23 protein-coding genes are annotated in these 23,177 nt (G+C 75.5%); 8 read left to right on the top strand and 15 right to left on the bottom strand.

Annotated elements, in window-relative coordinates:
• Positions 1-34: 34 nt before the first annotated feature.
• From ACFWJ4_RS22465 to ACFWJ4_RS22450, 4 genes are all read right to left on the bottom strand, one after another.
• Positions 35-1,645, bottom strand: coding sequence for an AMP-binding protein (locus ACFWJ4_RS22465; protein ID WP_380546395.1), 1,611 nt, complete (start codon positions 1,643-1,645; stop codon positions 35-37).
• A gap of 5 nt (positions 1,646-1,650) precedes the next feature.
• Positions 1,651-2,517, bottom strand: coding sequence for a MaoC/PaaZ C-terminal domain-containing protein (locus ACFWJ4_RS22460; RefSeq protein WP_380546393.1), 867 nt, complete (start codon positions 2,515-2,517; stop codon positions 1,651-1,653).
• Positions 2,514-3,749, bottom strand: coding sequence for a beta-ketoacyl-[acyl-carrier-protein] synthase family protein (locus ACFWJ4_RS22455; protein WP_380546391.1), 1,236 nt, complete (start codon positions 3,747-3,749; stop codon positions 2,514-2,516). The genes ACFWJ4_RS22460 and ACFWJ4_RS22455 overlap by 4 nt, the downstream gene beginning before the upstream one ends.
• Positions 3,750-3,823: 74 nt before the next feature.
• Positions 3,824-5,035, bottom strand: a complete 1,212-nt coding sequence (locus tag ACFWJ4_RS22450) for an aminotransferase class I/II-fold pyridoxal phosphate-dependent enzyme (RefSeq protein WP_380546389.1) — start codon at positions 5,033-5,035, stop codon at positions 3,824-3,826.
• Between the two features lie 468 nt (positions 5,036-5,503).
• On the opposite strand from ACFWJ4_RS22450, the gene ACFWJ4_RS22445 reads away from it, so the two are divergent.
• The 3 genes from ACFWJ4_RS22445 to ACFWJ4_RS22435 all read left to right on the top strand — a co-directional run bounded on the left by ACFWJ4_RS22445 (position 5,504) and on the right by ACFWJ4_RS22435 (position 8,271).
• Positions 5,504-6,376, top strand: coding sequence for a BTAD domain-containing putative transcriptional regulator (locus tag ACFWJ4_RS22445; protein ID WP_359911919.1), 873 nt, complete (start codon positions 5,504-5,506; stop codon positions 6,374-6,376).
• Between the two features lie 451 nt (positions 6,377-6,827).
• The gene (locus tag ACFWJ4_RS22440; protein ID WP_359911921.1) at positions 6,828-7,199 is read left to right on the top strand and encodes a helix-turn-helix transcriptional regulator; all 372 of its coding nucleotides are present in this window, start codon (positions 6,828-6,830) and stop codon (positions 7,197-7,199) included.
• A 103-nt stretch (positions 7,200-7,302) separates the two neighbouring features.
• Positions 7,303-8,271: a phosphotransferase family protein gene (locus ACFWJ4_RS22435; RefSeq protein WP_380546387.1), complete on the top strand. Its 969-nt coding sequence runs from the start codon at positions 7,303-7,305 to the stop codon at positions 8,269-8,271.
• A gap of 156 nt (positions 8,272-8,427) precedes the next feature.
• On the opposite strand, the gene ACFWJ4_RS22430 is transcribed toward ACFWJ4_RS22435, so the two are convergent.
• Complete coding sequence (locus ACFWJ4_RS22430) at positions 8,428-9,075, bottom strand: NADPH-dependent F420 reductase (protein WP_380546386.1); 648 nt, start codon at positions 9,073-9,075, stop codon at positions 8,428-8,430.
• Positions 9,076-9,153: 78 nt separating this feature from the next.
• On the opposite strand from ACFWJ4_RS22430, the gene ACFWJ4_RS22425 reads away from it, so the two are divergent.
• Complete coding sequence (locus ACFWJ4_RS22425) at positions 9,154-9,507, top strand: winged helix-turn-helix transcriptional regulator (protein WP_380546384.1); 354 nt, start codon at positions 9,154-9,156, stop codon at positions 9,505-9,507.
• Between the two features lie 1,074 nt (positions 9,508-10,581).
• Here the strand turns inward: ACFWJ4_RS22425 and ACFWJ4_RS22420 are convergent.
• The gene (locus ACFWJ4_RS22420) at positions 10,582-11,865 is read right to left on the bottom strand and encodes an MFS transporter (RefSeq protein WP_380546382.1); all 1,284 of its coding nucleotides are present in this window, start codon (positions 11,863-11,865) and stop codon (positions 10,582-10,584) included.
• 150 nt (positions 11,866-12,015) lie between these two features.
• A complete protein-coding gene (locus ACFWJ4_RS22415; protein ID WP_380546380.1) occupies positions 12,016-12,333 on the bottom strand; it encodes an ArsR/SmtB family transcription factor in 318 nt (105 codons plus the stop codon).
• 393 nt (positions 12,334-12,726) lie between these two features.
• On the opposite strand from ACFWJ4_RS22415, the gene ACFWJ4_RS22410 reads away from it, so the two are divergent.
• Positions 12,727-13,089, top strand: coding sequence for a hypothetical protein (locus tag ACFWJ4_RS22410; protein ID WP_380546379.1), 363 nt, complete (start codon positions 12,727-12,729; stop codon positions 13,087-13,089).
• Between the two features lie 153 nt (positions 13,090-13,242).
• On the opposite strand, the gene ACFWJ4_RS22405 is transcribed toward ACFWJ4_RS22410, so the two are convergent.
• Positions 13,243-13,761 carry a hypothetical protein gene (locus ACFWJ4_RS22405; protein ID WP_380546377.1) on the bottom strand — a complete coding sequence of 173 codons (519 nt, stop codon included), beginning with the start codon at positions 13,759-13,761 and terminating at the stop codon, positions 13,243-13,245.
• A gap of 121 nt (positions 13,762-13,882) precedes the next feature.
• Positions 13,883-14,575, bottom strand: a complete 693-nt coding sequence (locus ACFWJ4_RS22400) for a TetR family transcriptional regulator (protein ID WP_380546375.1) — start codon at positions 14,573-14,575, stop codon at positions 13,883-13,885.
• A gap of 82 nt (positions 14,576-14,657) precedes the next feature.
• On the opposite strand from ACFWJ4_RS22400, the gene ACFWJ4_RS22395 reads away from it, so the two are divergent.
• Positions 14,658-15,596: an oxidoreductase gene (locus tag ACFWJ4_RS22395; protein WP_380546373.1), complete on the top strand. Its 939-nt coding sequence runs from the start codon at positions 14,658-14,660 to the stop codon at positions 15,594-15,596.
• Between the two features lie 383 nt (positions 15,597-15,979).
• Here ACFWJ4_RS22395 and ACFWJ4_RS22390 read toward each other — a convergent pair whose 3' ends face one another.
• On the bottom strand, positions 15,980-16,384 hold the full coding sequence (locus tag ACFWJ4_RS22390) for an Imm7 family immunity protein (RefSeq protein WP_380546371.1): 405 nt from the start codon (positions 16,382-16,384) through the stop codon (positions 15,980-15,982).
• 172 nt (positions 16,385-16,556) lie between these two features.
• Between ACFWJ4_RS22390 and tpx the strand changes: the two genes are divergently transcribed.
• On the top strand, positions 16,557-17,057 hold the full coding sequence (tpx, locus tag ACFWJ4_RS22385; RefSeq protein ID WP_380546369.1) for a thiol peroxidase: 501 nt from the start codon (positions 16,557-16,559) through the stop codon (positions 17,055-17,057).
• 229 nt (positions 17,058-17,286) lie between these two features.
• Complete coding sequence (locus ACFWJ4_RS22380) at positions 17,287-18,015, top strand: SDR family oxidoreductase (protein WP_380546367.1); 729 nt, start codon at positions 17,287-17,289, stop codon at positions 18,013-18,015.
• 533 nt (positions 18,016-18,548) lie between these two features.
• Here ACFWJ4_RS22380 and ACFWJ4_RS22375 read toward each other — a convergent pair.
• From ACFWJ4_RS22375 to ACFWJ4_RS22355, 5 genes are all read right to left on the bottom strand, one after another.
• Positions 18,549-18,881: a DUF6191 domain-containing protein gene (locus ACFWJ4_RS22375; RefSeq protein ID WP_380546365.1), complete on the bottom strand. Its 333-nt coding sequence runs from the start codon at positions 18,879-18,881 to the stop codon at positions 18,549-18,551.
• A 66-nt stretch (positions 18,882-18,947) separates the two neighbouring features.
• Complete coding sequence (locus ACFWJ4_RS22370; RefSeq protein ID WP_380546363.1) at positions 18,948-19,259, bottom strand: hypothetical protein; 312 nt, start codon at positions 19,257-19,259, stop codon at positions 18,948-18,950.
• A gap of 922 nt (positions 19,260-20,181) precedes the next feature.
• Complete coding sequence (locus ACFWJ4_RS22365; protein WP_380546361.1) at positions 20,182-20,937, bottom strand: SDR family NAD(P)-dependent oxidoreductase; 756 nt, start codon at positions 20,935-20,937, stop codon at positions 20,182-20,184.
• Positions 20,934-21,920: a 3-oxoacyl-ACP synthase III family protein gene (locus ACFWJ4_RS22360; protein WP_380546359.1), complete on the bottom strand. Its 987-nt coding sequence runs from the start codon at positions 21,918-21,920 to the stop codon at positions 20,934-20,936. Before ACFWJ4_RS22360 ends, ACFWJ4_RS22365 begins: the two co-directional genes overlap by 4 nt.
• 44 nt (positions 21,921-21,964) lie before the next feature.
• On the bottom strand, positions 21,965-22,225 hold the full coding sequence (locus ACFWJ4_RS22355; protein ID WP_224279085.1) for a hypothetical protein: 261 nt from the start codon (positions 22,223-22,225) through the stop codon (positions 21,965-21,967).
• Between the last annotated feature and the right edge of the window lie 952 nt (positions 22,226-23,177).

Raw genomic sequence — 23,177 nt, 5'->3', positions numbered from 1 at the left:
TGGGTGGTTGGTTGCTGTTCGGTGGTGCGGGGTTTCAGGGGGCGGGCAGGACGGCTCTGCGGTCGACCTTGCCGGTGGCGGTCTTGGGCAGGGGGGTGTCGTGGATGGCGAGCTTCTCGGGGACGGCGGCGCGCGGCAGGTTGCGGGCCAGGTGCTCGCGCAGGACGAGGCTGTTGAGGGTGGAGCCGGGGGTGCGCTGGACGGCGGCGTGCAGGCGTTTGCCGGTGAGCGGGTCGCTCGCGGCGGCGACGGCGGCCTCCCGCACGTCGGGGTGGGCGAGCAGGACGCGTTCGATCTCGGCGGTGTTGACGGCGACGCCGCGGACCTTGACCTGGAAGTCGGCGCGGCCGGTGAGGTGGATGCGGCCGCTGTCGTCGCGGGTGACGAGGTCGCCGGTGCGGAACCAGCGCCGTCCCTCGCCGGCGCCCTCGGGGCGGGTGGTGAAGCGTCCGGTGTCGCGGGAGCGGTCGAGGTAGCCGGCGGCCTGGAAGGGGGTGGAGACGTGGAGTTCGCCGCTGCCGGGGCCGGTGAGGGGGGTGCCGTCGTCGGTGGTGATGAGGGTGCGCACGCCGGGCAGGGGCTCGCCGATGGGCACGGGCAGGGCGGCCGCGGCGTCCAGGCGGTCCAGGCGGTGCAGGAAGCTGTCGTTGGTCTCGGTGCAGCCGTAGATGTTGTACAGGTGGGCGTTCGGCAGCAGGGCGGGCAGCGCGGCGAGGGTGCGGGCGTCGATGGCGTCGCCGGTGAACGCGGCGTGCTCGACGCTGTCCAGTACGGCGGTGGGGCCGGCGGCCTGGGCGAGCAGGGCGTAGGCCAGGGGGACGGCCTGCAGCACGTGGGGGCGGTGGCGGGTCAGCAGGGTGAGCAGGTGGCGGGCGTTGAGGGCGTGGGCGGGGTCGATGAGCAGACAGGTGCCGCCGGCGGCGAGGGTGGCCCACACGTCGAGCAGGGCGAGGTCGAAGTTGAGGGGCGCGTAGTTGGCGACGACGCGTCCGGGCCCGAGGTCGAAGGTGTCGTGGGCCCAGGCGGTGAAGCGGTCCACGGCCGACTGGGCGAGGGGGACGATCTTGGGCAGGTCGGTGGAGCCGGAGGTGGTGAGCATGAAGGAGGTGCCGGCCGCGAGGGTGGGCACCGGTGCGGGGTGGGGCAGGGCGGGCAGGGCGGGGGTGTCCTGGCCGAGGGGGGCGAGCAGGCGCCGGGCGCCGGCCTGGGCGAAGAGGGCGGCCAGCAGGGCGGGGGCGAGCTGCGGGGAGGGCAGCAGGAAGGGCCGGCGTTCCATCAGGCAGGCCAGCACCAGGGCGATCGCGCCGGGCGACTTGACGGCGTACAGGCCCACCGGCTCCCCCGGCGCCAGCCGCAGGGCCTTCAGGCGGGCGCGTTCGGCCTCGGCGGCCTCGGCGAGTTCGCCGTAGGTGACGGTGTGCTCGTGCCACAGCAGGGCCGGGGCGGTGGGGCGGGTGCGGGCGTGGGCGGTGAACGCGTCGGGCAGCGCCAGCGGCGCCGGCGGCGCGGGGGCCGCACCCGTGACGCCCGTCGCGGTCGCGGGGTTCGTGCCGGTCGCGGGGTTCGTGCCCGTGGCGGTCGTCGCGCCCGTCGCGGTCGCGCCGGTGGCGGTCGCGGGGTTCGTGGCGGTGGGGTTCGTGGTCACGGGGTTCACTCCCCCGCCGGTGCGATGCGTGCCCAGCCGGCCTTGACGGCGGTGCCGGTGTCGGTGGCGATGGTGAAGCGCACCACGGTGCCCCGGTCGTGGGGCTGCAGGGTCAGGCGCAGTTCGGTGCCGGGCACGGTGGGGGCGGCGAAGCGGGCGCCGAGCGCGGTGACGCGGGCGGGGTCGCCGTCGGCGTGCAGGTCGGTGATCCGTTCGGCGGCCAGGGCGACGAGGTGCATGCCGTGGGCGATGGCGGTGGGGAAGCCGGCCGCCCTGGCGGCGTCCTCGTCGAGGTGGATGGGGTTGAGGTCGCCGGAGGCGTGGGCGTAGGCGGTGGTGTCGGCGGCGCTCAGGACGTGGGTGGAGACGTGGCCGGTGCCGTCGGGGGCGGTGCCGGGGTGGGCGGCGGCGGGCAGGGCGCCGTGGGGTTCGGTGCGGGTGGCGCCCAGCAGGAGGGCGGCGGTGGCGAGGTCGGCGACGGGGGCGCCGGTGGCGGCGTCGGTGAGGCGGGTGGTCAGGGCCAGGCGGGTGCCGCGGGCCTCGCGGCGCACCGCGGTGACCTCGACGGCGATGTCGAGGTCGCCCGGGGCGAGGGGGGCGTGGGTGCGGATCTCCTGGGCGAGGTGGACCACGCCGGTGAAGCCCGGGTCGCCGGCGGTCAGGGCGGTGACGGTGTGCTGGGCGAGGGCGTGGGCGGCGACGAAGGGGTGTGCGGGGCTGGCCCCGTCGCGTCGCGGGGCGCCCAGGTGGGCGCGGGCGGCGGCGCGGTAGGCCGTCAGGTCCTGCGCGCGGATGTGCAGGCGGGTGCGCGGGACGGGTCCCGGCGCCGCGGTGGTCGCGGCGGGGGCGGGGGCGGTCGTGGGTGGGGTCATAGCGGGGTCACCACCAGGGTCGTGTTGTGGCCGCCGAAGCCGAACGAGTTGGACAGGGCCGCGCCGGCGCGGATCGGGCGCGGCGCGGTGTGCACGACGTCGAGGTCCAGGCCCTCTTCGGTCTTCTCGTGGTTGGCGGTGGGAGGGACGGTGCGCTCGTTCATGGCCTCGATGGCGGTGATCAGCTCGACGGCGCCGGCGGCGCCGATCAGGTGGCCGATGGCGCCCTTGGTGGAGGTGACCGGCACGCCGTGGGGGCCGAACACGGCGCGCAGGGCGGCGGCCTCGGCCCGGTCGTTGTGCACGGTGGAGGTGCCGTGGGCGTTGACGTGGGCGATGTCGCCGGGGGCCAGGCCCGCGTCGGCGAGGGCGGCGCGCATCGCGGCGACGGCGCCGGCGCCGTCGGGGCGCGGGTTGGACAGGTGGTAGGCGTCCGCGCTGGCCCCGTACCCGGCGAGCAGCGCGTAGGGGGTGCGGCGGCGGGCGCGGGCGTCGTCCAGGCGTTCCAGGACGAGGAAGCCGGCGCCCTCGCCCATCACGAAGCCGTCGCGGTCGGCGTCGAAGGGCCGTGAGGCGCGGGCGGGTTCGTCGTTGCGCAGGGAGTGCGCGCCGAGGTTGCCGAACGCGGCCAGGGTGACGGGGGTCAAGGTGGCCTCGCAGCCGCCGGCGATCACCACGTCCGCGCGTCCGCTTTCCAGCAGCAGTGCCGCGTGGCCGATCGCGTCCGCGCTGGAGGCGCAGGTGGTGGCGATGGTCAGTGCCGGGCCGCTCCAGTGCAGGCGCATCGCGATCTGGGCGGCGGCGGCGTTGGGCATGGTGACCAGCGGCATCAGCGGGGAGACCCGCAGCGGGCCGTGCTGGGTGTACAGCGCGGACTCGCGGTCGCTGGTGGTGCGTCCGCCCACGGCGGTGCCGACCACGACGGCGCTGCGCCCGGGTTCGGGCTCGGGGTGGCCGGCGTCGGCGTGGGCGGCCAGGGCGGCGAGGGTGCCGTAGCGGGCGAAGGGGTCCAGGCGGCGGGCGTCCTTGGCGGGCAGGTGCGCGGTGTCGGGCAGGTCGGTGACGCGGCAGCCCAGGCGCACCCGGTGGCGGGCCAGGGCGGGGTCGGTCAGGGCGGTGGCGGTGGAGCGTCCGGAGGCGACGGTGCGCCACAGGTCCTGGACGCCGTGGCCGGCGGGGCTGACCACGCCGAGGCCGGTGACGGCGATCGGCGGCCGGTGGTGGGGGGCCATGGCTTCGTCTCCTTCGCGCTGCACGCGGGCGGCCCGGCGGTGGGAAAAAAGGGGGGGTGAGGGGGCGGGGCCGGTCAGATCAGGCCGGTCTGGGCGGCGGCGGTCAGGAACGCCTCGGCGGCGAAGTCGATGTCGGCGGCGGTGTGGCGGGCGGTGACCGCGATGCGCAGCCGGGCGAGGTCGTTGGGGACGGCGGGGGTGACGACGGGCAGGCCGATGACGCCGGCCTTGCGGCAGGCGGTGGCGTAGTCGTAGGCGGCGTCGTCGCTGCCGGCGATGACGGGCAGGACGGCGGTGGTGGAGTGCATGGTGGAGATGCCGGCGTCGTTGAGGCGCTTGCGCAGGCGCCGGGCCTGGGTCTGGGTGTGGGTGACGCGTTCGGGCTCGCGGCGCAGGATGCGCAGGGATTCCAGGGCGGCGCCGGTCTGGGCGGGGCCGAGGGCGGCGGAGAACAGGAACGGGCGGGCGGCGTAGCGCAGGTGGCCGATGAGGTCGTGGCTGCCGGCGACCCAGCCGCCCATGGAGGGGATGGCCTTGGAGAGGGTGCCGAGTTTGACGTCGACGCGGACCTTGTGGTCGAAGTGTTCCTCGATGCCGCCGCCGGTGGCGCCGATGACGCCCAGGGCGTGGGCCTCGTCGACCATGAGCAGGGCGTCGTAGCGGTCGCAGACCTCGCGCAGTTCGGGCAGCGGGGCGATGTCGCCGTCCATGGAGTAGACGCTGTCGACGATGACCAGGCGCACGCCGGTGGGGGCGGCGGCCTTGAGGCGGCGTTCCAGGTGGTCGACGTCGTTGTGGCGGAAGCGGGTGACGGTGGCGCCGGACAGGCGGCAGCCGTCGACGATGGAGGCGTGGTCGTACTTGTCGATCAGGACGGTGTCGCCGGCGCCGACCAGGGCGCCGACGGTGCCGACGTTGGCGGCGTAGCCGGAGCCGAAGACCAGGGCGCGTTCGCGGCGGGCGAAGCGGGCGACCTCGGCCTCCAGTTCCTCGTGCAGGGGGATGGTGCCGGCCAGGGCCCGTACGCCGTGGTTGCCGGTGCCGTAGACGTCGACGGCGGCCTTGGCGGCGGCCACGACGCGCTCGTCGCCGGCCAGGCCCAGGTAGCTGTAGCCGGACATCATGAGCAGGCGCTCGCCGTCGAGGTCGCAGTAGGCGCTGTCGCGTTCCATGGTGTAGGCGACGAAGCTGTTGCGCCGGGAGGGGTCGGACTCCAGTGCGGCCACGCGGGCGTTGGTTGCGGCGAGCTTCGGCTCCAGGCGGTTCCATGCTCCGGTGGCGTTCACGGGCGTTTCTCCTTCACGGCGTCACGGTTTTCACGGCTTTCGCGGGCATTCGGCTTCCCGTCCGCGGGGGCGGGGGCCCGGGGTGGCTGCGGGGGTGTTTTCTCGAAGCCTTCACGCGGGGTGCTCAAGGATGGCTACATTTCTACGGCAGGATGCGCAAGGCGTCCGCAATAGCCGCTTTCCTGGCCTGCGGGAAAGCTCTGACGTGCAGAAACCTTGCGTCCACGACGCATTGACCGGCCGGTGGGTATGTTTTCTCGGCCGGTGTTGACACCGCGCGATGCGGCGAATGTATGGTCGAAATCCGCTGAAACCGAACGGCTGGTCGGCGGTTTATTGTTCCGATCCGCGATTTCCCGCGCCGACGGCCGATACGGGCCGTCACTTCTGCTTTGACTCAAGGGGGTTGGAGCTCGTGTCGAATGGCTTCAGGGAAGACGGTCCGTCCGGCAGATCGGGGGCGCGCGCATGCTGATCCGCCTCACCGGTCTGGTGGCCGTCGAGCACCAGGACGGCGCCCCGCAGCACCTGTCCAGCGCCCAGGCCCAGGTGGCGTTCGCCCGCCTGGTGCTGGAGCGTTCCAGCGGCACCAGCCGCGACCAGCTGGCCGACACCATCTGGCCCGACGGCCTGCCCGACACCTGGGCCTCCGCGCTGCGCAGCGTGGTCTCCCGGGTGCGGGCCTTCGTCACCGCGCCGGGTCAGGGCCCGGGTGCGACCCCGTTGATCGCCCAGGGCGGGCGGTACGTGCTGCGGCTGCCCGCGGACGCGGCCGTGGACCTGGAGGCGGCGGCCTCGGCGGTGGGCGAGGCCGGCGAGGCGCTGGCGGCGGGCGGCCACGCGGTGGCCCAGCAGCTGGCCGCGGGGGCGCTGTCGAACCTGCGCGGGGCGTTTTTGCCCGACCACGAGGGCGAGTGGGCGCAGGGGGTGCGCGAGCACGTGGAGGAGTTGCGCATCGGTGCGCTGGAGACGGCGAGTCTGGCGGCCTCCGCGCTCGGCGAGGAGCACCACGCGCTGCGCTGGGCCGACGAGGCGGTGCGCCGGGCCCCGTTCCGCGAGAGCGCCTACCGCTGCCGGATGGAGGCGCTGGCCGCCGCCGGCAACCGGGCCGAGGCGCTGCGCTGCTACCAGCAGTTGCGTCAGGTGCTGGCGGAGGAGTTGGGCATCGACCCGGCCGCCGAGACCCAGGAGCTCTACCTCGCGCTGCTGCGCACTCCCGCCCCCGCGGCGCCCGCTCCGGCGGCGGTGCGGGCGGTGGACCCGGTGCTGATGGGGATCTTCGAGCCGCTGGCGCTGGCCCGGCTGGCCCGTCCGGTGCCCGCGCCGGTGCGCGCCGCCTGAGGCCCCGCCCCTCCCCTCCTTCTTCCCTCCGCCGCCCGCCGCCGCCCGGTCCGTCCGCCGCCGCCCGGCGCTGTCCGGCCCGTCCGGCGCGCCCGGCCCGTGCGCCGTGTCCGCCGTGTTCCGTCGCCCCGCCGGTCCCCCCGTCCGGCGGGGCGCGCGCGTGCCGCCCGACCGTGCCCGGTCGTGCCCCGCCGGTGTGTCGGGGGCGCGGGGCCTGCGGCGATGCCCGCCGCCGCCGCCCTCCCGTGCCGGCGCCGTGTCCGGGCGGCGCGGCGGCCGTTGCGCCGTCGCGGCGCCAGGTCGCCCGCGCCGGGGGCGTGTTGCGCGGCTGTTGCGGTGAGCGTGGCTGCCGGGTCGGGCATAGTAGCGTCGTGTACGTGAAGTCGCGCACACGGCGCGGTCTTTGGCCATCGAACGGACGGGGGTCGAGTGTTGGGAAGGGGTGGTGGGTGTGGGACGGGCACGCGTGGCGGCGCGGGTGATCGTGCACCCTGGTGTGGAGGACGTGAGCGTCCAGCAGGTGCTGGAGGCGCTCGCTGATCCGGCCCGCAGGACGGTGGTGCGCACGCTCGCGCACTCGGGAGCCGATCTGAGCTGCGGTTCCTTCGACCTGCCGGTGGGGCGTTCGACCTCCAGCCACCACTTCGGTGTGCTGCGCGAGGCGGGGCTGCTGCGCCAGTACTACGTGGGCACCACCAAGATGAACGCGCTGCGCAGCGAGGAGCTGGAGCGGCGGTTCCCGGGGCTGCTGGCGGCGGTGGTGGCGGCCGCGGACGCGGAGGCCGGACAGGGGGGCGGGGTGTGCGCGGGGCCGGGGGTGTGAGGGCGGGCCGGTCGGCGACGGTACGGGAGTTGAGCGTCCGTCGGTCGGCTCCGGCCCCCCCGTGGGGCGGGGCCGTCGGGGGCGGGGCGTAGGCTTGCCGCCCATGATCGACAGCGACGACCCCGGGCGGGGACGGGACGGCACGCGCCGGTGGGTCCAGGAGCACCTCGGGCCCGGTGAACGCGTCACCGCGGTGACCGCGCTCAAGGGCGGCTGGACCTCGCGGATGCGCCGCCTGGACGTCGAACGCCCCGGCGGCGCGGCCCCGTACGCGCTGGTGCTGCGCTCCTTCGTCAAGCCGTTCTACCGCCGCCACGCCCCGGGGCTGCTGGCCCGCGAGGCCGCCGTGCTGCGCCTGCTGGAGGGCAGCGCCGTCCCGGCGGCGCGGCTGGTCGCGGTGGACGCGGCGGGGGCGGTGTGCGAGCACCCGTCGCTGGTGATGACCCACCTGCCCGGCAGCGTGCGCCTGGCCGAGGACGGCGACGCGCCCGCCCGCGCCGACCTGCTGGCGGCCCAACTGGCCGCCGTGCACGCCCTGGCGGTCGGCGAGCGGGAGCGGCCGCGCGCCTGGCAGGCGTGGACGGCCCCCGACCGGGTCGCCGTGCCCACGGGCACCGCCCGAACCGGCCTGTGGGAGCGGGCGGTGGAGGTGATCGGCGGCGAGGTGCCCGCGCACCACGCCTGCTTCCTGCACCGCGACTTCCACCCCGGCAACGTGCTGTTCACCGGCACGGGCACCGGCCTGGCGGTCGCCGGGGTCGTCGACTGGGTGGAGACCTCCTGGGGCCCGGCCGACCTGGACGTCGCCCACTGCGCCACCGCCCTGGCCCTGCTGCACGGCCCCGGGGCGGGCCTGGCCTTCGCCGACCGCTACACCGCCGCCGGCGGCCGCGAACTCGCCGAGGGCCGCGCGCACCTGTACTGGCGGCTGCTGGACGCCCTCGCCTTCGCCCCCGACGCGCAGAAGGTCGCCGAGCCCTGGCGGGAACTGGGCCGCACCGACCTGACACCCGCCGTGCTGACCGGGCGCCTGGAGGACTACCTGCAGGGCCTGTTCGACCGCTACGCCTGAGGGGGGCCGGGCGGTTCGGGCCGCGGCGGGCCCGGGCGGGTCCGGGCGGGTGCGGGCGGGTGCGGGCGGGTGCGGGGTGGTTCGGGCGGGTGCGGGGTGGTTCGGGCGGGTGCGGGGGCCGCAGGCGTGGGCGGGGCGGTCAGGCGTGGACGGCGGTCAGGCGTGGGGGCCGGCGTGGGCGAGCGGCGGGGCGATGGCCTGGGCGTCGGCGCCCTGGCCCACCCACAGGCCGATCAGCAGCGCCGCCGTCGCCTCCAGCAGGTGGGCGCGCTCCAGCGGCCCGGCCGTCAGCGGCTCGCAGCCCGTGTCCCGCACCAGGGCCGCGACGGTGGCCAGCGCCCGATCGTCGTCCCCGCACAGCGGCACCGCCAGCGCCCGCCCGTCGAAGACCGGCGGGCGCAGGTCCCACACGCTCGCGTGGCAGAGGTTGAACGCCTTGACCACCCGCGCCCCGGGGGCGGCGGCCGCGATCCGCTCGGCCGCCGAGGGCCCCCGTCCGGTGGCCAGGGCGAACCCCTCGGCCACCGGGTTGGAGCAGTCCACCACGGTGCGCCCCGCCAGCGACCGCGCGTGCGCGCCGGCCACGACGGGCGCGGCCCGGTGCGGGACGGCCAGCAGCACCGCGTCCCGCCCGTGCGCCACCGCCTGCCCGACCCCGCCCCACCGGGCACCGCCCGCGTCCCCCGCCGCACCGGCCGCCCGGCCCGCGTCGCGCCCGCCCACCAGCACCTCGTGCCCGGCCCGCACCCACGCGCCGCCCAGCGCCCGCGCCATCGCCCCGGTACCGACGATCCCGATCCTCATGCCACAACTCCCCTGTCCCCTGCGGCCCGTACGGCCCTCGCCACGACAGTAGGCGCCGGATCGGGCACCATCCGGTACATGACCGACCACCAGGAACTTCTCGCCGACTGCCCCGCCCGCCTCGCCTTCGACCTGCTCGCCCACACCTGGGACCCGGTCGTCCTGTGGGCGCTGCGCCACGGCCCGGTGCGCCCGCACCAACTGGTGCGGCGCATCGGCGGCATCAGCCCCAAGGTCCTCAACCAGGGCCTGCACCGCCTGCGCGACGCCGGCCTCGTCGAACGCCTCCCCCGCCCCGGTACTCCCCCGCACGTCGACTACGCCCTCACACCCCTGGGCCGCACCCTGCTCACCCCCCTCACCGCCCTCGGCGCCTGGGCCGCCGACCACGGCGACGCCGTCACCACCGCCCGGACCCGCGCCACCGGCTGACCACCCCCGCCCGGGTGGCCCGGGGGGCGCGGCACGGCCCGGGGGCGCGCCCGGGCACGGCGAAGTGCCGCCCCCCGCACAGGCGGACGGGGGCGCGGCCGGGAGAGCGGGCGGGGCGGCGCGGGGAAGGTGATCCTCCCGTTGGTCCGCGACGGCACGCAGGGCCGCCCCCCGGGGGGCCGGTCCCGACCGTGCGCCGCCGCCGCAGTCGTCGTGCCCGTGGAAGCGGACGCCGCTGCCGGCGTTGTCCGTCACCGACGAGGTGGCGCCCCGCGTCCGCGTCCGCAGCGCCCCGCAGCGCCGCGCCGCGGCTTCCCCCGTATCGCCGATGTTCCGGCCGCAGGCCCCGTATGTGCGGCCGCTGCCCGCGCCGACGAAGCCGTTCCCGGACCACGGGCGCACGCAGGAGCCGGGGCACGCTCCGGCACCCTGCCCGACGAAGAGCACGGTGGCGCCCGCGGAAGGCGCCACGATCATGATCAGCCCGGCAGCGGCGGCACCCGTCGTGCGACCGCTCTCGGCGCCGGCCCCGCCGGCCCGGTCGACACCCCCGCCGCCGGGGCACACCCGCGGCATCAGTCTTCCCACCGCCCTCGACGCCGACGACGACGCCACACGGGGGAATCGTCGTCAAAGGCCGGGCCCGGAACGGGATCGAGGGCAACGGCGACGGCGACGGCGGCCCGGCGGGACTCCCCGGTCCCGTCGAACCCGGCGGCCCAACCCATGCCGCTGCCCGAACCGGGTCGAAGCAGAGCAGCGTTCGGCCACAGCGCACCGCACCGTGCTGGACCCGGTGGTGGCGCGGCGGCCGGACACGGGCGTCCGGCCACGCCCGGCCCCCGGGGCGGGGCCGCCACCGGGCCTCGTCCACGTGCTCGCCAACGGTGCGCGCGATACCGCGACCGCGCGGAAAGGCCCGGGGGCCCGCACGCGCCGCGCCCCGCACGGAATCGGCGGGGCGCAGCGCGTGGCCGGTGGTCTCCGGGGACCGGTCGGGGCTGGGGCCGGCGGTGGGTCAGGGGCTGTGGCCGGCGCTTCTCGGGGCCGTGCCGGTGCGGGTGCGGGTGCGGGTCAGGGGGTCGGGGCGGGGTGTGCCCGCTCCGGCCGCTCCGACCGGTCCGACCGGTCCTGGCGGTCCTGGCGGTCCTGGCGGTTCTGGCGGTTCTGGCGGTTCTGGCGGTTCTGGCGGTTCTGGCCGGGGTCGAGGCGGCGGCGCAGGAGGACGGCGGTGAGGGCGGCCGCGGCGAGGGCGGCGCCGGCCAGGGGCAGGTGGCGGGGGCCGGCGGTGGTGACGACGGCTCCGCCGAGGGTGGTGCCCAGGGTGATGCCGAGGTTGGAGAAGGAGATGAAGAGGCTGTTGCCGAACTCGGGGGCGTCGGTGGCGTCGCGGGCGAGCCAGGTCTGGGTCACGGCCAGGCCGCCGGAGTGGACGGCGCCCCAGAGCAGGACGGTGGCGAGCATGGGGGCGGGGTGGGGGCCGGCGGCGTCGAGGAGGAGGTAGAGGGCGAGGTAGAGGATCGGGTAGGCGGTGACGGTGCGCAGGGGGGCGCGTTCCAGCAGGCGGCCGAAGACGAGGTTGCCGGCGGTCATGACGACGCCGAAGGCCATCAGGGCGGGGCCGGTGAGGGAGGTGTCGAGGCCGGTGACGTTCTGGAGGTATTCGGCGATGTAGCCGTAGCCGCTGAACATCGCGGCGAACACCAGGGTGACGGCGGCGACGGCCAGCCACAGCCGGCCCCGGCGCAGGATGCGCAGCTGGCCGCCGTAGGTGGGGCGTTGGGTGTCGGGCAGGTCGGGGAAGAAGGCGAGGACGCCGGCGCAGGCGATCAGGTTGAGGGCGGCGGCGCTCCAGAACGCGGCGGGCAGGCAGAGGTGGTCGGCGAGGTAGGAGGTGAGGGGGACGCCGAACGCGAAGCCGGCGCTGACGCCGGCGAAGACGGTGGTGGCGGCGCGCGCGGCTTTTCCGGGTGCGGCGAGGCGGGTGGCGGCGGTGAGGGCGAGGGCGAAGAAGACGGGGTGGAACAGGGCGGGCAGGATCCGCAGGGCGAGGACGAGGGGGAAGGAGTCGCTGAGCGCGTAGAGCGCGTTGGAGCCGGCGAAGACGGCAAGTGCCGTGGCCAGTACGGTCTTTCGGCGCAGGCGCGAGGCGAGCAGGACGCCGGCGGGGCCGGTGGCGGCGACGGTGAGGGCGAAGGCGCCGACGAGCCATCCGGCGGTGGCGGGGGCCACGTGCAGGCGTTCGGCCAGGGCGGGCAGGACGCCGACGACGCCCATCTCGGTGGTGATGATGCCGAACACGCCCAGGGCCAGGACCGGGACGGCCAGGGCGTTTCGGGCGGGAGCGGTGCGGTGCACGACAGCCTCCAATGGATGCACAAATCTAGATAGTTGGATGCGTAAGGTCGAAGAAAAGGGGGCGCCGGCCGGGCGCCCCCGCACGGAGGGGAGTGCGGTGCGCATGTGCGCGCACGCGTGGGTGTTGTACGTGGGTGTTGTGCGTGGGTGTCAGAGTTCGTCGCGCACGTAGGCGGCGAAGGCGGCGATCGTCTCCTCGTTGCGCCGGTAGAAGGTCCACTTGCCGACACGCTCGGACACCAGCAGTCCGGCCTCGCGCAGGATCTGGAGGTAGCCGGAGACCACCGACTGGGACAGCCCCGAGCGTTCCTGGATGTCGGTGACGCACACGCCGATGTGGAAGCCGACGCCGCGCTCGCGGTAGTACGGCTCGTCGAAGTAGCGCTCGGGCGTCTTGAGCCAGCGCAGGAAGTCCGCGCGCGCCGGGTTGGCGAGCGCCTTGTGCACGGCCAGCGGGTCCAGCTCCACCGCACACCCTCCTTCCCGTCGCCCGGCCCCTCGCCGGACGTATCTAATATTCTGGATACGACCCTGAGGTGTCAAGGCGGGCCCCCGGGCCGGACATCGGGGCGGACATCGGGGCGGGCGGCGGGGCGGGCGGCGGGGCGGGCGGCGGGGCGGGCGGCGGGGCGGACGGGCCGGAACGGCGACCGGGACCGGCCGGCGGACCGGAGGCCGGGACCGGCGGGCGGGGCGGGTGCGCGCCGGGTGGCGTACAACCTTGGACCCCGGCGGCGCGGGTGGTGCGGCGGCGCGCCGGTGATTCACCCCTACGAGTGATTGTGACGCTGTGCACAGCAGCGGACACTCTGGGTATCCGGAGGGCTCGTGGGGGGCTCTCCCGGCGCGAGGAGAGCCGCCATGGCCGCAAGCGAACCCACCGCCTCCCGGGTCCCGCAGATCACGGGCGGCCTGCAGTCCGCCGGCGGGGAGCAGCACCTCGCGGACGTCGGCGGCAACGTCGGTGCCGTGTGGCGGGGCTGGGTGATGTGGGGCCCGGGCAACGGGACGTTCAACCTGCAGATCCCGTGGAACGTGATCGGGATCGACTCGACGGTGGTCATCACGGCCTCCGAGACCGATTCCAACGGGAACCGGTTCGTCGGTGCCGCGCCCTTCCAGGTGTCGAGCATCGCCCCCGGGAACGGGGTGGTGACCTTCAAGATCAGTATCGGCTGGAACAGCCCGCTGACGATGCGCACCGACATCCTGGTCCTCAACTGACCCGGCCTGCCGGGCCGGTGGCCGCACCGTCGCGGTGACGGACCGGCGCCCCTCGCCCCGTCGCGCCCGCGGATCCCCCGCGGACGCCGCGGGGCGAGCGCCTTTCCGGGCGCCGGGCACCGGGCACCGGGGGCGGGGGCGGTCCGGGGCGGGTCAGTCGTCGGCGGCGACCAGGAGGGTGACGGTGTCCGTGGCGCGGTCGACGAGGACGAGTTCGTGGAAGTCGGTGTGGACGGGGCCGTAGTCGTGGCGGGCGTCCTCGGGAGGGTGCACGAGCAGGTAGCGGGCGTGGGCCCGGCGGGCGGGGGCGTGGACCTCCCGTTCCAGCCGCGCGAGCAGCGCCGGCGGCACCGGGCCGTGCTGCAGCGTCCAGGCCTCGACGAGGTCGACCGCCGCCTGCGCCGGCACGGGCGCGTAGCTGTCGGGCGTGATCCGCTCCACCCACCACTGCCCGTGCCGCGGCCAGTCCCGGGCCCCGGCCCCGTCGTAGGTGTCCCGGAACTGCGGGTGCGCGATCAGCGCGGCCAGCACGTCCCGGTCGTGCGCCCCGGCGACCGGCCCGAAGCGCTTGATGTCGACCCACCGGAAGGCGTGCCGGTTCCCCTCGAAGCCGAAGTCCCCGAAGTCGACCAGCGTCCGCTCCAGGTGGACGAGTTCCGCCGTGGTCTCCATGCCCCGCATCGTAGGGGGTTCCCGCGCTGCCGCCCCTCCCTCCCCGCCCGGTCCGTCCCCCCGGTCCCCGCCCGGTCCCTGCCCGGTCCGTCCCCCGGGGCCGGGGTGACGGGTGGCGGGCTCAGGCCGTGGCGGGGGCCCCGCCGGGGGCGGGGGTGCGCACGACGGCGTCCAGGGCCGGGGCGATGACGGCGAAACAGTTCTCCGTCAGCACCGCGATGTCCACCCCGCCGCCGTCCCCGCCCGCGCCCCCACCGTTGCCGGCGGCGTCGGCGTCGGCGTCGGCGGTGCTCCAGCGCTGCAGGACGGTGTGGAAGGCCGCCAGCGCCATGTCCGCGGCCAGCCGCGGGTACAGCTCGCGCGCGGCGTCCAGGCCCAGGCGCTCGGCGAGCTGCGCGGCGAGCTCGTCGCGCCACTGCGCCTGGCGTTCCAGGAAGCGGGCGAGCAGGGCGGGGGTGGTGAGGATCAGCCGCACCACCCTGCGGGCGCGTTCCTCGTGCCCGGCGCAGTCCTCCACGCAGCGCCACACCGCGTGCCGCAGCGCGACCGAGGGCCTCTCCTCGGCCGGGCGGGCGGCCAGTTCCTCGCGCATGGCGGTGCCGAGCGCGGCCAGGAACTGGACGACCACGTCCTCCTTGGACGCGAAGTAGCGGAAGAAGGTGCGCTTGGACACCCCCGCGGCGGTGGCGATCTCGTCCACCGTGACGGCGTCGAACCCGCCGCCGGCCAGCAGGTCCAGGGCCGCGCGGGTCAGCTCGTCGGCGACGAGCTGGCGCTTGCGCTGGGCCAGGGTGGCGGCGGGTCGGGAGGTCACCGCCCCATCCTAGCCCCCACGCCACTCACGTCATCGAACGTCAGTCTTGACACTTGGTGACATGCAGGGCAGCGTGAGCCGTATGACACCGAGCAACCGGACCCCCGACCCCGCCCCGGACCTCAGCGGGCGGGTGTTCGTCGTCACCGGCGCCGCCGGCGGCCTGGGCCTGGCCACCACCACCGCCCTCGCCCGCCGCGGCGCCCACGTCGTCCTCGCCGTACGCGACGAGGCCAAGGCCCACCGCGCCACCGCCCACCTGCGCGCCGAACAGAGCGGCGCCCGCCTGGACGTACGCCGCCTGGACCTCGCCGACCCCGACAGCGTGCACGCCTTCGCCCGGCGCCTGCGCGACGACGGCGTCCACCCCGACGTCCTGGTCAACAACGCCGGCGTCATGGCACCCCCGCGCACCCTCACCCCCCACGGCCACGAACTCCAGCTCGCCGTCAACCACCTCGGCCACTTCGCCCTCACCGCCCACCTCATCGACCTGCTCGCCCGCGGCCGCGACCCCCGCGTGGTCACCGTCACCTCCGCCAACCACCGCCGCGCCCGCATCGACTTCGACGACCTGAACGGCGAACACGCCTACTCCCCCATGGGCCACTACAACCAGTCCAAACTCGCCAACGCCGTCTTCGCCCTCGAACTGCACCGCCGCCTGAACGCCGCCCGCAGCCCCGTGCGCAGCGTGCTCGCCCACCCCGGCTACGCCGCCACCGCCCTGCCCCGCGCCGGCACCGTCACCGGGGTGCGGCTGCTGTTCGGACACCTGCTGCGCCCGCTCGCGCAGTCCCCCGCCCGCGGGGCGCTGGCCCAGCTGCACGCGGCGACCGCGCCGCAGGTGCGCGGCGGGGAACTGTACGGGCCGAGCGGCCTCGGCGAACTGCGCGGAACGCCCGCGCTCACCTCTCCGGCGCCCCGCGCGCAGGACGAGGCGGTGGGACGGCGACTGTGGGAGGTGTCGCAGGAACTGACCGGGGTGCCCTTCACCGTCCCCGGCACCGGGGACGCCTGACCCCCGCGCCCGCGCCCGGGCCGGGGCCGGGGTGGGGGTGGGGCCGGGGTGGGGCCGGGGGTGAGGGCCCGTCACCGGCCGCCCCGGCCCCGCCACCCCGGACCTCGGCCACGGCCCCACCGCCGGCGCCCCCACCGGCCCGGCCGGTGGTCGCCCACCGCGCGGCGCAGCCGGGGCCGGGTGCCCGCGCACCCCGTCGCCGCCTCGGGTCGCAGCCGCCAACTGCCGCAGGCCGCGGGCCGGTTACGGCCGGCGGGTGCGCGTCGGTGCCGGACCGGCGTGCGCATCCGGGCCGCCCCCGCACGTGCGGGGGCGGGCGTTGCCCGAGGTCGCCCGCGCGGGGGCGCCGGGACGCCGTGGCGCGCCCCGGTCCGCGCGTGCGCTCAGACGTGGAACGGGTCCTCCAGGACCGGGACGCAGGGCGACAGCAGCGGCTCGGGGCCCTCGGTCGTCCGTCCGCGGACCGTCCTGGCGACGCGCACCTCGTTCTCGTGCCCGGGGTCCTCGTCGTCGCGCACGTGCAGCAGGCCGTACGAGCCCGGTGCCCGTGTCCCGACCTCCCGGAAGAAGGACGGGATCCGCTCGTCACGGTGGTCGGCGAAGCCCGCGAGGTGGACGAACGGCTCGCCGTTCATCCACCTCGGGTCCAGCAGGTAGGGGCCGGCGATCTCCCGGATCCGCCGTGCGAGGCCCTCGGTGATCTCCCGCAGCCGCTCCTCGCCGTCCTCGTCGTCGTCGGTGGCGGCGGCGCTGTGCGCGACCTCGATCCGGCCGTGGTACCCGAACACGGCCCGCACCCTACCGGCGGGCCCCACCACGCCCCGGGGCCGGGCAGGGGTCAGGGCCGGGCCGGGGCCGGGGTCGGGTGTCCGGTCGGTGGCCGCCCCCTGGCGGGGTCCGGGGCGGGCAGTAGGATCGGCGGCGTTGCATCCCGTACACACCGCTGGTAGGAGGCTTTTCATGGCTCAGGTCACGCTGAAGGGGAACCCGGTGCAGGTCGGTGGCGCGCTGCCCGCCGCCGGCAGCCAGGCGCCCGGGTTCACGCTGGTCGGCGAGGGACTCGCGGACGTGTCCCTGAAGGACTTCACGGGCAAGCGCAAGGTCCTGAACATCTTCCCCAGCATCGACACCCCGACCTGCGCGACCTCGGTGCGCACGTTCAACGCCAAGGCCGGTTCGCTGGACAACACCGTGGTGCTGTGCGTGTCGGCCGATCTGCCGTTCGCGCAGGCCCGGTTCTGCGGCGCCGAGGGCCTGGAGAACGTCAAGACCCTCTCCACCCTGCGCGGACGGGACTTCCACGACGTGTACGGCGTGGCGATCGCCGACGGCCCGCTGGCCGGCCTGACCGCCCGCGCCGTCGTCGTCCTGGACGAGAACGACACCGTCCTGCACACCGAGCTGGTCGCGGAGATCGCCGACGAGCCGAACTACGAGGCCGCGCTCGCCGCCCTCAACTGACCCGCCCGGCACCGCACATCCCCGGTGCCGCCCCGCAGTCCGCGTCCGCGGCCCGTGCCCACGGTCCGCGGTCCGCGTCCGTGACGGCCCGCCCCCGCGCCCTCCCCTCCCCGCCCCGAAAGCGGCGGCGGGCAGGGCCGGCGGCGGGCCGCCGCACACCCACCCCCGGCCCGCCCGGCCGCCCGCACCGTGACACGACCGGCACAGGACGGTCGAAGGAGGAGCACGCATGGATCTCGCCGGGAAGCACGTGGTGGTCACCGGGGCCGGACGCGGATTCGGCAGGGCCTTCGCGCTGCACGCCGGCCGCACCGGCGCACGCCTGTTCCTCTCCGCCCGCACGGCCGCCGCCGCCCACGCCACCGCCCGCGAGGTCACGGCCGACAGCGGCGCGCACGTGGACGCGTTCGCCTGCGACCTGGCCGACCCCGCCACCGTACGGGACTTCGCCCACGCCGTCGCCGCCCGCACCACCCGGGTGGACGTGCTGATCAACAACGGCGCCCGCTACCTGCACGGCCCCGACCTGTGGGACGCCGACGACGAGGCCATCACCGACACCGTCGCCTCCGCGGCCACCGGCACCCTGCTCACCGTCAAACACTTCCTGCCCCTGCTGCGCGCCTCCGAGGGCGCCGACGTCGTCAACCTGGTCTCCTCCGCCGCCGAGACCCGCAACCACCGCTCCGAGGCCCACCCCGCGTTCTACGCCGCCAAGGCCGCCCAGGCCGGCTTCGCCGACGTCCTGTCCCACCGGCTGCGCCCCGAGGGCATCCGGGTCATCTCCCTCTACCCGCCGGACTTCACGGACGACGACCCGCTCCACCCCGCCCGGGACCACACCTCCCGCACCGCGCACGACCCGCTGAACGCCCGATCCGTCCTCGACTGCGTCCTGTTCGCGATCGGCCGGCCCCGCGACTGCTTCATCCGCTCCTTCCACTTCGAACAGCTGTAGACCCCGGCACACCCCCGGGCCGCTGCCGACGGGCTCCCGCCTGTCCGCGTGTGTTTGCAGGACGAGCATCCCAGGATGCGTCAGCAGCACCGGCCGTCGTCCATGCTCTGGGCGCGATTCCGTGAACGATCGTCAGGCAGTGCGAGGCGTGGCGGCGCGGTGCGTGACAGGCCCAGCTCGTCCCCTCCGCGGCAGCCACCGGCCCGGATCCTGACCTCGACGACCCGGTCGGGCTGCTCAGAGCCGTGTACGCGATCCAGGGGATGCGAGAGCCCTACCGGACCACCCCGGACCTCCTCGCCCGGACGACCCAGGGCCTACTCGCCGACATCGGCTGCGCGGCCGCCGTCGCGGCGTCGGCGCCGGAGCCGTTGTCGAAGAACACCGTCATCGCCGCCCCGGTACGGCGCAGCCCTCCGCCGGTCCGTTTCAGGCCCCGGTTCCCCGGTGCCGGCCTTACCACCGCTCCTCCTGTCGAGCCACCACCACCGCCGCGTGGGTGCCCTCCCCGCCCCCCACGGCCCCGCCCCCTGTCACGCCGTCTTCTCCCGCTGTCGAACGACAGCGGTACCGCCGGCCAAGTCGATACCCGTGCGCGGCGGGGCACCGGCGTGGTCGTCGTCCCGCATGACCAGTTGAGTGCGCCGCTGCTCGATCTGCACGCGCTTGTTGGCATTGAAGAAGGCGTGCAACTCCTCGGTCGCGGTGGCGCCGAGGCCGGGCCCGCCGCTTCGCGGCCGCGTGGTCAGGCGGCGGCACAACCATCCCGGACGGCCGGATCGCACCACGAGATACCGGATCGAGGCGAGTGTGAAGGGCACGATCACCAGCACTGCCATGAAAAGCAGACCCGCCGTCATCACCATGCCGGCCCAACGCGCGCAGGCGACACATCCGTTCCCGGCCGGTGCCGCCGGTCAGGGCGGCGCCGGTCAGGGCCATTCGCCGATCGCGGCGACCAGCACCGTCGTTTCGCAGCGGACAGCGAGCCTGTCGCACCGTGCGGCCGTCGCGCGGTTTCGCTTCGGCCGGTCGGTCCCGCGCTCCACCACGCGGCGCTGCTCGCAGACGTCCTCGTCGGACTCCGGAGGCCGGCCACCGCGGGAGCCGCGCTTCTCGCGGTCGGCGATCTGCTCGCGCTTCTCCGGGCCCGTGCACCGGATGCCACGTCCGCGCCGCACGCCACACGCTGCCCGCAGCAGGCCCTGGCGCACCGCACGCAGGTCGCGGGCGGTACGCACCACGCGTGGACAAACGACCTCGACCGAAGCCGGCGGTGACCAGGAACGTCACCGCCGGGCAGGAGCCGGGCCACACCCGCCGTGCCGACGGCAGGACCCCGCTCGTGCCCGCACCCCACGCACCCCACCGCACCGCGCCTGCTCCGCGACGTCGAAGTCCGACGGGACGAGAGGACATTCCGAACGGCTGAGCCCCCACGGGCCCCGTCGGACCCCGAGGGGACGGGACGACGCCCTGTCGGGACGGCTCCTGCGGCACCGGCACCGGTAGCGCGCAAGCACCGGCACCACACACAGGTCGGCCCCGGCACGGGACGGGCACCGCACCGCCGCGGCCCCGGCCACGGCCGAACCGCGAACAGCGGCGACCTCGCCGGCCACCACCGGCCGGGACCCGGCCCGACCGGCGAGACCGCGCACGAGCCGGACGGGACACGGCGGGCACGGGTACGCCCTCCTCGGGATCCCCCCCCGGGCACAGGACCCGACGGGACCGAAGAGGGCGCGAGGCCTTCGGAACGGGCCCGGCGGAACGGGCCCCTGTCCCCGGCCCAGGCCCTGGGACGGGCACGGCGGACGGACCGGGGTCCCGGCACAGGTCCGGCGGCCGGACCCGGCCACGGACCCGGCCACGGACCCGGCCACGGACCCGGCCACGGACCCGCCGACCCGAACACGAGCCCCAAAGCGGCCCGGGCCCGGGCGGACCGGCCCCGACACGAGCAGGCGGGCCCGGACACGGGCGGCCACCCCTGGCCCCGGCGGGGGCGGGCCGGCCCCCGGGGCGGCCGACCGCCGTGGCCGGCCCCGGGGCGGCCGACTCCCCGGGGACGACCGGCCGGCCGACTTCCGACCGCCCGGGGCGGGCCGGCCCCCGGCGGGCCCGGGCGGGTGGACGGTCCGTCCGGGCCCGCCCGGGGGGCGTTCAGGTGATGGAGGCCCCGGAGTCGATGCTGATGACCTGGCCGGTCATGCAGTCCTGGTCGAGGAACAGCGTGATCGAGCGGGCGACCTCGCGCGGGGTGACGAACCGCGGCACCGGGACCTTCTCGCGCATGCCCGCCACGACGTGCTCGGGCAGGGTGTCCGTCATACCGGTGATCATGAAGCCGGGCGACAGGGCGTTGACGGTCACCCCCCTGCGGCCGCACTCCGCCGCGAGGGTACGGGTCAGCCCGATCAGACCGGCCTTGGACGCCGAGTAGGCGGTCTGCCCGGCCGTGGCGATCAGCGCCGACGGGGAGACGATGTTGACCACCCGCCCCCAGCGCGCCCGCAGCATCGCCGGCACGCACGCACGCGCGGTGTGGAAGGAGCCGACGAGGTTGGTGTCGATCACCTGCCGCCACTGCGCCGGGTCCTGCATCGCCATCAGCGCGTCCCTGCGGATCGCCCCGTTGTTGACGAGCACGTCCACCGGCCCCAGCGCCGCCTTGATCCGCTCGTACATCGCGCCGACCGCGTCCCAGTCCGCGACCGAACCGGTCACCAGCACGTGCTCGTTGACGAGCTGCGCGGCGACCTTCTCCGCGCCCTCGCGCGAGCTGTTGTAGTGCACCGCGACCCGGCAGCCCGCCGCGTCCAGGGCCAGCGCCAGCTCACTGCCCAGCCCCCCGGAGGCACCGGTGACCAGCGCCACCGGCGACGGCGGCCGCACACCGAAAACGTCCCTGCCGCTCACCGCGCCACCCCTCCCCACGTCAGCAGGACCGAACCCCACGTCATACCCGCGCCGAACCCGGCCAGCAGCACCGTGTCACCGTCCTTGATCCGCCCCGCGTCCAACGCCTCCGCCAACGCGATCGGGATCGACCCCGACGCGGTGTTGCCGTAGCGCTCCAGGTTCGTCACCAGCCGGTCGGCCGGAATACCGGTGTGGGAGAGCACCGAGTTGATGATCCGGATGTTCGCCTGGTGCGGCACCACGTGGTCGACCTGCTCCGGCGTGATCTTCGCCTGCTCCAGCGTCTCGCGGATCGTACGCACCGTGTAGCGCACCGCGTTCAGATAGATCTCGTTGCCGTTGATCTGCGCGTAGTGCAGACCCCGGGCCACGGTGTCCGCGGTGGTCGGCATCCGCGAACCCCCCGCCAGGACCTTCAGACTGTCCTTGCACGAGCCGTCCGCACCCAGGTTCCACGCCCGGATCCGGTCCACCGCGCCCGGCCGCAGGACCACCGCCCCCGCACCGTCGCCCACCAGGATCGACAGGTCCCGGTCGGCCGGATTCGCGGTCAGCGTGTGCGTGTCCGAGCCGATCACCAGGATCGGCCGCGGATCCATCCGCAACAGACCCGCCGCCGTCACCAGCGCGTACACGAACCCGGCACACTCGGAATTCACGTCGTGCGCGCTGCCCGCGATCGCGAGCTCCTCGTGGACGAACGCCGACGTCGCCGGCGAGGGCTGCTCCGGCGTCGCCGTCGCCACGATCAGATGCGCGATGTCCGCACCCGTCAGCCCCGCGCGTTCCAGCGCCCGGCGCCCGGCCTCCGCCGCCATCGACGCCGTGGTCTGCCCCTCGCCCACGGCCCTGCGTTCACGGATCCCGCACCGCGAGACGATCCAGTGCTCGTCCACACCGAAACGCTGCGCGAGTTCGGCACTGGTCACCACCCGTTCGGGAACCGACATCCCCCAGCCGGTGACGTCGAAACCGCTCACCACGCGACCCCTCTCCCTCTCCCGCTCCGCCGCCGCGCCCGGACTCAGTTACCGGCGGCCGGCACGAGCGCCAGGATCCGCTCGTGGACCACACGCAGCGTCGTGGTGTCGTCGATGTCCGCGAACAGCGACTCGTCCGCCGGAATGTGCGGGTACTGGTTCTGGAAGCCGTACAGCCACTCCATCAGGTCCAGCGAATCGACGTCCGCGATGTGCTGCAACGCCGCGTCCGCGTCGATCTCCTGGGCACCGGAGACCGCCTGAAGCTGCTGGGCCAGGTCCTCGATCGTGGGGATCTGAGACATCAGTGATCGTTCCTCTCCACGCCCACCACACGGTGGACGCCGTCAACGCATCGAAAGAAGCAGGACAGAAAACACAGCCGACACCACCGCCACCCCCGGCCCGCACCCACCCACGCCGCCGCCCACGCCGCCGCCCACTACGGACCCCGCTACGGGCCCCGCACCCCCGGCCCCGGCCCGGCCCCGGCACTCCTCGCACCCCCGGCCCCCCGGGAACACACCACACACAACCGACAACCGAACAAGGGGGGCAGGGACGAACCGGAACACCGACAACAGGCCGGCCGACAGACACGGACACCACACACGGACAAGCGGACAAGCGGACGAACAGGCGGGACGGCCGGGCAAACGGGCAGGCGGGACAGCCGGCACCGACAACACCGGGAACACAACGGCGACAGCGCCCACAACCCCCGCACCAGCGCACAACACGCCGTCCGGGAACCGAAGCACCCCCCCGGGAACGGACCCGGAAGCCGTGCGTCTTGCCGAAACCGCATGAAACCCGCTCCCACGCAACCGGCCCGCAACCCACCCGGCCCCCACTGCCTTGCGCACCGCTTGCGAGACACGCGCTTACCTGACCCACAACACACCGCACCCGCACGCAACCACCCGCCCCCGGGCAGCACCCCGCCACCCGGCACGACAGGCGCCGAACACACCGAACACAGCAGAGCCGCCGACCCCGGGAACCAACTGACCCGGCCAGCAACCCAGTCCGACCGGAAACACCGCACAAGGACGGCACCCAACCGCCCGAACGGCACGGCACGGCAGGCACCGGGAACCAACTGACTCGGCCAGCAGCCCAGTCCGACCGGAAACACCGCACAAGGGCGGCACCCGGCCGCCCGAACACAGCAGAGCCGCCGACCCCGGGAACCAACTGACCCGGCCAGCAACCCAGTCCGACCGGAAACACCGCACAAGGGCGGCATCCAACCGC

It is taken from the genome of Kitasatospora sp. NPDC127067, assembly GCF_042724755.1.
GTDB lineage: Bacteria > Actinomycetota > Actinomycetes > Streptomycetales > Streptomycetaceae > Kitasatospora > Kitasatospora lactacystinica.
Note: the sequence above shows the minus strand (reverse complement) of the source record. Positions and strands in the feature narration are given on the sequence as shown.